Origin of the sequence: Sphingomonas elodea ATCC 31461 (assembly GCF_000226955.1) — a bacterium.
Lineage (GTDB): Bacteria > Pseudomonadota > Alphaproteobacteria > Sphingomonadales > Sphingomonadaceae > Sphingomonas > Sphingomonas elodea.
The window spans coordinates 21456-28564 of the sequence record NZ_AGFU01000044.1 but is presented as its reverse complement, the minus strand read 5'-3'; the positions used below and the strand labels follow the sequence as shown (position 1 = coordinate 28564).

The following is a 7109-nucleotide window of genomic DNA, read 5'->3' as shown; positions in this document are numbered from 1 at the left end:
CGAGCCCCGCCGGCAGGTCGATCCGCGTCTCGCGAACCCCGCCGCCCGGCCGGCGCGCCTGCTGCACCCCGGCCTGATAGTCGCGCGCCGGATCATAATAGCCGATGCTCAGGCGACGCGGCGCGGTGTCCGGCGCGGCGATGACGCGCCGCCCGCGGGCGCCCTGTCCACCCACCTCCCGCGCGCCGCCATCGGGCAGCGCGACGGCCGTACCGGTACCCGCCAGCAGCGCGAGCGGCCCGCCGTCATCGTGCAACCACGCCCCGGCGGCGGTACACAGCGCGTCCAGCGTCCCCTGCACCGTGTCGCTGGCCGAAAAGCCCGCGACCGGCGGCGCCACCGCCTCCGCCGACAGCGGCACCAGTGCCGCCGCGATGGCCCCGATCGCGACCGGCCCGGCATCGGCGATCACCTCGAAGCTGAGCTGGGGGATCCGGTTGCCGAAGCTTGCCAGCTCGAGATCCTCGAACACCGCATAGGCAAGGCCGCGATGCGCCGGTGCCCGACCGATGCCCTCGATCGACGCGATCAGCGGATCGACCGACTGGTCCTCCCCGCCGCGGTGGAGCCGGAACCCGGTACGCACCTTGAAGTCGCCCGCCGCCCCGCGCAGCAGCTGCCCGTCCGCCCAGATCCGCCCGACCCCCAGGACCGGGCGCGACGACAGCGCGACCGCGAACGAGGCCGTGTAACTATAAATGTTGGTGGAGGCCTGGCCCTTGCCGCCGCTCTGGGACGCGCGGTGCTCGATCAGGTCGGTCGCCCAGATCACGCAGCCCGCCACCCGGATCGTGCCGAACAGCTTCGGAATCGTTGTGCCGTAGCTGGAGGTCTGCACCCGCAGGTCGGCGAGCCGCGGCCCTTCGCGCGCCGCCGGCTTGAACAGCAGCTGGCGATCGATCGCGCCGCCGATCATGCCGCCCAGCTGCGCCCCGAACGGACCGCCGACCAGCCCGCCGGCCACGGTGAGCACCATCGTTGCCATCAGTTGTCCTCCCTCAGGCGAAAGCAGCCGAGCACCGGCCAGGGCACCGGCCCCGGCCGCTCGACCACGCGCCGCGCCATCGCGTCGGCATGGACGATTCCGTCCTCGCTACGGATCGCCAGATGCAGCTGTCCCGGACCACTGCGACACAAGAGGAGGTCCCCCGCCCGCGGTTCCGCCGCGGGGACGAGCCCTGCCGCCTCCAGCGCGGCCACCGCATGGCCGACGTCGTCGCTGCGCAGCCGATAGCCGCGCGGCGCCGCCCGCCCGAGCGCGAGCGCCGCCAGCCCGACGCAATCGAGCCCCGTCGCCGGATCCCGCCCCTGCGGCCGGAACCGCGCGCCGATCGCGCCCCGCGCCGCCGCAAGCACCGCCGCCCCGCTCATGCGCCCGGATACCGGGTGAGCAGGTCGGTGCCCGGCAGATAGGGCTCGCCGCGGAAATTGGCGGCATTGCCGAACCGGTCCACACAGGTCTCGAACCGGCCGTCACAGCCCTCGATCAGCTCGACCAGCGCACCCACGCCGTCGAAGCGCGGCGGCCGCCGCAGCGTCACCCGATCCCCGTCGGAGACCGCGATCGCATCCTCCAGCCCGCTGTTCGCCCCGCCGAACCAGCGCAGCCGGCCGCCGCCATAGGCATTGGCGATCGGCTCGGCGCGATCCAGCCGCACCTCCGCGTCGTCCACCGCGAGCACCCGCGCGAACCGCCGCCGCCCGGCCATCGCCACCCGGCACCGCGCGTCGCCCAGCTGCGCCCGGCAATCGGGCGAGGTCGCCTCCGCCACCGGCGCATCGAAGGCGGCGGTGCGGCCGCGCAGCTCCGCCGTGATCGCCCCGTCCTGCGTCTCGATCGCGCCGATCGTTCCCTCGCCCAGCGGCACCCGCGCGCCGGGCGCCGTCCAGTCGGTGGCGAACAGCGACACCCGCGCCCCGTCCCACCGCCCGGCCAGCAGGTCGATCTCGGCGATGGCATCGCTCGCCAGCACGCCGTGCACGTCCATGCTGTCCGCCTCCAGCGAGGCGCTGCGCTCGACCGCGCTCGGCGTCATCCCCGGCGCGGCGCGGTAGAGCAGCCCGTCGATCAGCAGGTCGCGGTCGTGCGCGGTCAGCCCGAGGGTCACCCCGTCGCGCCGCTCGATCCGCCAGCAAAGCGTGACGGTGGTGAGCATGCCCTCCAGCCAGCTCATTCGCGAATCTCCACCAGCGGCACCGAGGCGGCCGCCCCGGCAAGGAACGTCGCGCGGCTCACCCGCAGCCGGTCCTCGGCGAAGCGCACCGGCACGTCGAACAGGAACGAGGCGGTCACCTGCACCCCCGCCGCCGGCGGCACGTCGAGCGTCACCACGCCGCCCGCGCCCAGCGTGAAGGCAGCCGTCGCCGCCCCGTTCAGCTTGAGCGAGACCGTCCCCGCCACCGGCCGGGTGATCCGCCGCACGCTGTCGCCATAGGTCTTGGCCAGCTGGAAGCGCGCATTGGTGCCGTCGCCGATGCCGATCGGCGCGTCCTTCGCGTCGAAATCGAACGGATCCCGCAACCGGAAGCCGCGTGCCGGCCCCATCCGCGCCCGGAAGAAGCCGAGCAGCGCGGCGATATCCGCCTCGGAACGCACGCCGGGGCCAACATCATAATGCGTCCGCGCCTCGGCCCAGGCGGCGTTGCGCCGCTCGGCACCGCCCGCGCTCGTCACGATCGCGGTGGAAAGCTCGGGCGCCACCTCCGCCTCGCGGCCCAGCGCGATCGGGAACAGCACGTCGTCGAAGGGGGGCATCTCCGCCTCCTGGTCGAAATGGGTGAAGCCGTCGCGCGCCACCTGCGGCAGCGCCCATATGAAGGTCGCCGCGACGCCGCGGGCGCGGCCGCGTGCCGCCGCCTCAGCGATCGCCTGCCACTGCGCCTTGTCCTCGGCGCGCAGCACGAAGCCGGCGAGATAATGCTGCTGCGGCACCGGATAGCCGAGCCGCGCGGTCGCCGCCGCCAGCGCCTTTTCAGACGCGGCGGCATTGCCCGTGGCCGCCCAGTCATAATCCTCCAGCTGCAGCACATCGAAGGCCGGCGCCGCCCAGCCTGTCGGCAGGTTGGCGCGCTTCAGTTCGGGCATCGCCGGATCGAGCACGGTCGGCAGATAGGCGAGCAGCAGCACGCGGGCGTCCGGCGCCGCCGCCTTCACCGCATCGCGCAGGGCCAGCGTCGAGGCCGCGAGCAGCGCCCCCGCCGCGTCCAGCACCCCCGGGTTCACCGGCCCGCGCAGGTTCTGCGGCGCCGGGTTGCCCAGCGCCGCCTGCGCCGCCGCGTCGTGGATGCACAGCCGGCCATCGGCCATCACCCACCACCAGGGCTCGCCGATCTGGAACTGCACCGGCAGTCCCGCCGCCTGCGCGATGCCGATAAACGCCAGTGCCACCGCGCGCAGATAGGCCATCGCCCCGCCATGCGCGGGCGACAGCAGCGTCGAAGGCGGGCTCCAACCGGTCAGCGCCGGGCTGCCATCGGCCGCGCGCTGCTTCCAGTCGCCCCACACATGCTGGTCGAGCAGTTCGTAGCTGAGCGACCAGATCACGCCATAGCCGAGCGCCTTTGCGCGTGCCGCGAAATCCGCATGCCATGCCGCGCACGCCCGGTTGAGCGCGCCCCCGGCCAGGCTCACATAGAAGCCGCCGTACAGGCCCTCGAGCCGCAGATAATGGCTCATCCCCACATAATGGAGGATGTCGCCGCGATAGCCGAGCTGCAGCATGTTGCGCAGCAACCGCGCCGGCGCCTGGTTATAGGCGTCGTCATAGCCGGTCGCGATCGACAGCCCATGTTCGGGCACCACCACTTCGCCGATCGCCAGCACCGATCCGGGGCCCTCGCACGCGATATCGGTCAGTTCGACCCAGGCTTCGGCGGGGGCAGACAGCGCGGTCTCGTCGTCCGCGACATAGCCCGGCGGCACCAGCGACACGAACATCCGGTCGATATCGCCCGCCCATACGGGGTCCGCTTCGGACGGCAGCAGGAACCCGCCCTCCACGGTGGCGAAGTCGATCGCCACCGCCGCATCCAGGGGGGTGCCCTGCGCATAGTTCCACAGCCGCACATACCAGGCGCGCGCCGCCCCGCTTTCGTCGCGCCCCTCGATCGTCAGGACGGGACCGTTGACCGCGTCGAGCGGCATCACCCCTGCGGACCGCCAGCGGAACCGCAGCCGGCAGCCGCGGAAATCGCGATCGGTCGCATAGGCGAGCAGCGGATGGTCCCAGCGGTCCTCCGCCTCCCAGATCAGCCCGGCGAGGTCGCCGCGCCGCTGGAAGACCAGGTCCACCCGCAGCGCATCGGGCGCGGTGGTCACCACGCTCGCCATCATCGGCCGCGGGAAATCGACCGTCCAGTAGAGGGGATCGAAACGGGAGAGAACGCCTTCGGCCTGGTCGCGCCGCGCGTCGGCGAGCCACCAGCCCATCAGTCCAGCCCCGCCAGCGCCGCGCGCACCGCGCGGGCCACCTGCCGGCTGGATTGCGCCAGCGCCTGGGGGGCGGTGCCGGCGGCTGCGTTGACGGTGATCGCCACCCGCACGTCGCGCGCGCCGCCCTGCGCCGGCACCGCAACCTGCCCGGCGCTGGTCGGCACGAACAGCTCGGGGCCGCGCTCGCCGACCAGATAGGGCCGCCCCGGGCTCACCGGCCCGCCGGTCGCCCGCCCCGGCAGGCCCAGCAGCCCGCCGAGCAGCGAGGCCAGCCCACGCCCCACGCCGCCGCCACCGCCCAAGGAAGGGATGGCGATGCCGGTGGCCGCCTGCGCGATCTCCTCCATCACCTTGAGCGCGACCGTGGCGAGATCGTCGAAGCCCATCCTGCCCGTCCTTGCGGCGCGCAGCAGCGTCGCCTCGATCGAGCGCCCGGCGCGATCGACACCGCCGGCCAGCGGGCCTTCCAGGCTGCCGCGCATCGCCTCCACGTCGCGCGCGAAGCCGGTGGTGTCGGCGCGCACCGACACCACCAGCCGTTCGATTTCCTCATCCATCGGGGAATTGCTCCTGCAAGCGTGCGATCAGGTCGGGCGTGGGCGGTTCGCCCGCCTCGCCCGCCGCCGCCGTCACCAGCGCCGCCAGTTCGGCCGGGGTCGCGCGCCAGAACCGCTCGGGGCTCCAGCCAAAGGCCAGGCCCGCCAGCCCCGCCAGCCGCCGCGCGGCATCGGCGAAGCGCATCACCGCCCCGCCAGTATCTGGCCGAGCAGCGCCTTCAGCACCGGCGTGGCGGCGGCCAGCCCGGCCTGCGCCACGCCCTCGGCAAAGGCCTCGCGGGTCAGCCCCTCGGGCGGCGTCTTCAGGCAATGCCAGAACAAGGCGACCATCTCGCCCAGCCCCAGCCGCCCGGCCGCCGCGCGCTCGACCAGCGCGAACAACGGCCCCAGCTCGGCCTCGGCGGCGACCAGCGCCTCGAAGCTGGGCCGCAGCACCAGCGCGACGCCGGCCACCCGCAGTTCGGCCTCGCCGCGCACCGGATTGGCCGCGCCGGTCATGCGCTCACCACAGGGCCGGAGCTTTCCAGGCTCAGCGTGTAGCTGCGCTCGCCGTTGAAATCCCCGGCATAGTCGAGCCGGGTGACGAGGAACCTGCCGGTCATCGTCTCGCCGCTCTCGAAGCTCAGCCGATAGTCGTCGAGCGTGCCGGCCAGCGCATTGGCCTTCACCCGCACCTCCGCCGCCGATCCGGTGAACACGCCCGCGGCGGAAACGCTCACCGATCGCACGCCGGCGCCGGACAGCAGCTCGCGCCAGCCGCCCGAATCCTTGCTGGTGATCGCCACCGCCTCGCCGTTCACCGAAAGCTGCGTGGTCCGCAGCCCCGCCACCGTGGCATATACCACCGGCACCGCGCCATTGCCCACCTTGAGCAGAAAGGCACTGCCCTTCTCTGCCGCCATGTTCCGTCTCCTTATGGATTGATGTCGCGCAGCATCCGCACGCGGTGCTCCACCACGGCGGTCAGGTCGGTCGCGTCCTCCGCGACCAGCCGGCTTCGAACGAGCCCGCAGCTCGCCACCCGCCAGCCGCCGCCGAGGTCCGCGGGCATCGCCGCGACCGCCGCCTCGACGAGATCCGCCAGCCCCCGCGCCCGCGCGCGTGCCGTGCCCAGATCCCGCACCAGCACCGCGATCCGCACCTCGCGGCCGTCCTGGTCCTTGGTGCTCCAGTCGGTCAGCACCGGGTCCTCGACCAGCAGATAGGGCCGCGGGGTGCGCGCAGGCGGTGCATCGAAGATGCCGTTCACCTGCGCCACGAGCGCCGCCCGCCCGGCCAGCGCGGCGCGCACCGCGCCGCTGATCGCATCGTGCGGGTTCATCGCAGCAGCCCTCCCAGCCAGCGAAGCGCCGGATCGGCGAGCCAGCGCCGCCACAGCCCCCGCCCGGACAGGATGACCCTGTCCCCGTCCGCCGACACGGAGATGCCGGGCACCCCGTCGCGCACCCGCTCGGCGAGCCGCGCGGCGGTGTCGCCTGCCGCGCGCCCGCCGATCGCATCGGCGCGTGCGTTCAGCTGCTCCAGCATGATCGCCGCACTCCCGCCATCAGCTGCAGCCGCCGCCAGGGCCGCCAGAAAGCGACCACCGCCGCCGGCGGGGCGCCCGGGTCCGCACGCCCCTCGATTAGGTGCGCGGCGAGCAGCACCACGCCCTGCGCCAGCGGCGACGGCAGCTGTTCCCAGCCCGGCGCCGTCCCCGCCGCGAAGGTCACGCGCACGCGCTGGGGCCCGCCGGGCGCCAGCCGCACCCAGCCTTCGCCGCGCGCATCCAGATCGATCGCATAGGCGGCGGCCGGCAGCGGGCTCGCCGCACCGCCCGCATCCACGGCCTCGACCGCGCCGATCGCGGTCACCGGCGCCATCGGCAGCCGCTGCCAGTCGGGCGATCGCGTCAGCCAGGCCTGCCAGTCTCGGGCGATCCAGGCGGTGCCGGTGAAGGCCTCGCCCAGCGTCAGCGCGCTCTGCACCGCCTGGGTCAGCGCGGCGTCGCCCGCGCTTCCCTCGATCCGCAGATAGGCCTTCACCGCCGCGCATGCGCCCGCGATCGCCGCCGCCGGAAAGGGCGGTGCGTCCATCGTCGTTCTCCCCATCTCTGTGGGGCGCGGCACCCCCCGGCGCCG

The 7109-nt window shown here is 73.8% G+C and carries 11 protein-coding genes; all 11 read right to left on the bottom strand.

Features of this window, described 5'->3' with window-relative positions; translation table 11 throughout:
* On the bottom strand, positions 1-985 hold a 985-nt coding region (locus tag KK7_RS0113145), incomplete at its 3' end, for a phage tail protein (RefSeq protein ID WP_010545104.1).
* Positions 985-1371 (bottom strand): hypothetical protein, encoded by a 387-nt coding sequence (locus KK7_RS0113140; RefSeq protein WP_010545103.1) that lies wholly within the window; start codon positions 1369-1371, stop codon positions 985-987. The genes KK7_RS0113145 and KK7_RS0113140, both read right to left, overlap by 1 nt.
* Positions 1368-2174 (bottom strand): DUF2163 domain-containing protein, encoded by an 807-nt coding sequence (locus KK7_RS0113135; RefSeq protein ID WP_010545102.1) that lies wholly within the window; start codon positions 2172-2174, stop codon positions 1368-1370. The genes KK7_RS0113140 and KK7_RS0113135 overlap by 4 nt, the downstream gene beginning before the upstream one ends.
* Entirely contained in the window at positions 2171-4429 is a 2259-nt protein-coding gene (locus KK7_RS0113130; protein ID WP_010545101.1) for a DUF2460 domain-containing protein, read from the bottom strand. The genes KK7_RS0113135 and KK7_RS0113130 overlap by 4 nt, the downstream gene beginning before the upstream one ends.
* Complete coding sequence (locus KK7_RS0113125) at positions 4429-4989, bottom strand: hypothetical protein (RefSeq protein WP_010545100.1); 561 nt, start codon at positions 4987-4989, stop codon at positions 4429-4431. Before KK7_RS0113125 ends, KK7_RS0113130 begins: the two co-directional genes overlap by 1 nt.
* Entirely contained in the window at positions 4982-5173 is a 192-nt protein-coding gene (locus KK7_RS0113120) for a phage tail assembly chaperone (protein ID WP_010545099.1), read from the bottom strand. Before KK7_RS0113120 ends, KK7_RS0113125 begins: the two co-directional genes overlap by 8 nt.
* Entirely contained in the window at positions 5173-5487 is a 315-nt protein-coding gene (locus KK7_RS0113115; RefSeq protein WP_010545098.1) for a gene transfer agent family protein, read from the bottom strand. The genes KK7_RS0113120 and KK7_RS0113115 overlap by 1 nt, the downstream gene beginning before the upstream one ends.
* Positions 5484-5891, bottom strand: coding sequence for a phage tail tube protein (locus KK7_RS0113110; RefSeq protein WP_010545097.1), 408 nt, complete (start codon positions 5889-5891; stop codon positions 5484-5486). The genes KK7_RS0113115 and KK7_RS0113110 overlap by 4 nt, the downstream gene beginning before the upstream one ends.
* 11 nt (positions 5892-5902) lie before the next feature.
* Positions 5903-6310: a tail completion protein gp17 gene (gene gp17 / locus KK7_RS0113105; protein ID WP_010545096.1), complete on the bottom strand. Its 408-nt coding sequence runs from the start codon at positions 6308-6310 to the stop codon at positions 5903-5905.
* Positions 6307-6516: a hypothetical protein gene (locus tag KK7_RS0113100; protein ID WP_010545095.1), complete on the bottom strand. Its 210-nt coding sequence runs from the start codon at positions 6514-6516 to the stop codon at positions 6307-6309. The genes gp17 and KK7_RS0113100 overlap by 4 nt, the downstream gene beginning before the upstream one ends.
* The gene (locus KK7_RS0113095; protein WP_010545094.1) at positions 6501-7064 is read right to left on the bottom strand and encodes a head-tail connector protein; all 564 of its coding nucleotides are present in this window, start codon (positions 7062-7064) and stop codon (positions 6501-6503) included. Before KK7_RS0113095 ends, KK7_RS0113100 begins: the two co-directional genes overlap by 16 nt.
* Positions 7065-7109: the final 45 nt, after the last annotated feature.

Coding starts and splice junctions, on each gene's coding strand:
- KK7_RS0113140 (WP_010545103.1), bottom strand. CDS start 1,371: ATGAGCGGGGCGGCGGTGCTTGCGGCGGCGCGGGGCGCGATCGGCGCG.
- KK7_RS0113135 (WP_010545102.1), bottom strand. CDS start 2,174: ATGAGCTGGCTGGAGGGCATGCTCACCACCGTCACGCTTTGCTGGCGG.
- KK7_RS0113130 (WP_010545101.1), bottom strand. CDS start 4,429: ATGGGCTGGTGGCTCGCCGACGCGCGGCGCGACCAGGCCGAAGGCGTT.
- KK7_RS0113125 (WP_010545100.1), bottom strand. CDS start 4,989: ATGGATGAGGAAATCGAACGGCTGGTGGTGTCGGTGCGCGCCGACACC.
- KK7_RS0113120 (WP_010545099.1), bottom strand. CDS start 5,173: ATGCGCTTCGCCGATGCCGCGCGGCGGCTGGCGGGGCTGGCGGGCCTG.
- KK7_RS0113115 (WP_010545098.1), bottom strand. CDS start 5,487: ATGACCGGCGCGGCCAATCCGGTGCGCGGCGAGGCCGAACTGCGGGTG.
- KK7_RS0113110 (WP_010545097.1), bottom strand. CDS start 5,891: ATGGCGGCAGAGAAGGGCAGTGCCTTTCTGCTCAAGGTGGGCAATGGC.
- gp17 (WP_010545096.1), bottom strand. CDS start 6,310: ATGAACCCGCACGATGCGATCAGCGGCGCGGTGCGCGCCGCGCTGGCC.
- KK7_RS0113100 (WP_010545095.1), bottom strand. CDS start 6,516: ATGCTGGAGCAGCTGAACGCACGCGCCGATGCGATCGGCGGGCGCGCG.
- KK7_RS0113095 (WP_010545094.1), bottom strand. CDS start 7,064: ATGGACGCACCGCCCTTTCCGGCGGCGGCGATCGCGGGCGCATGCGCG.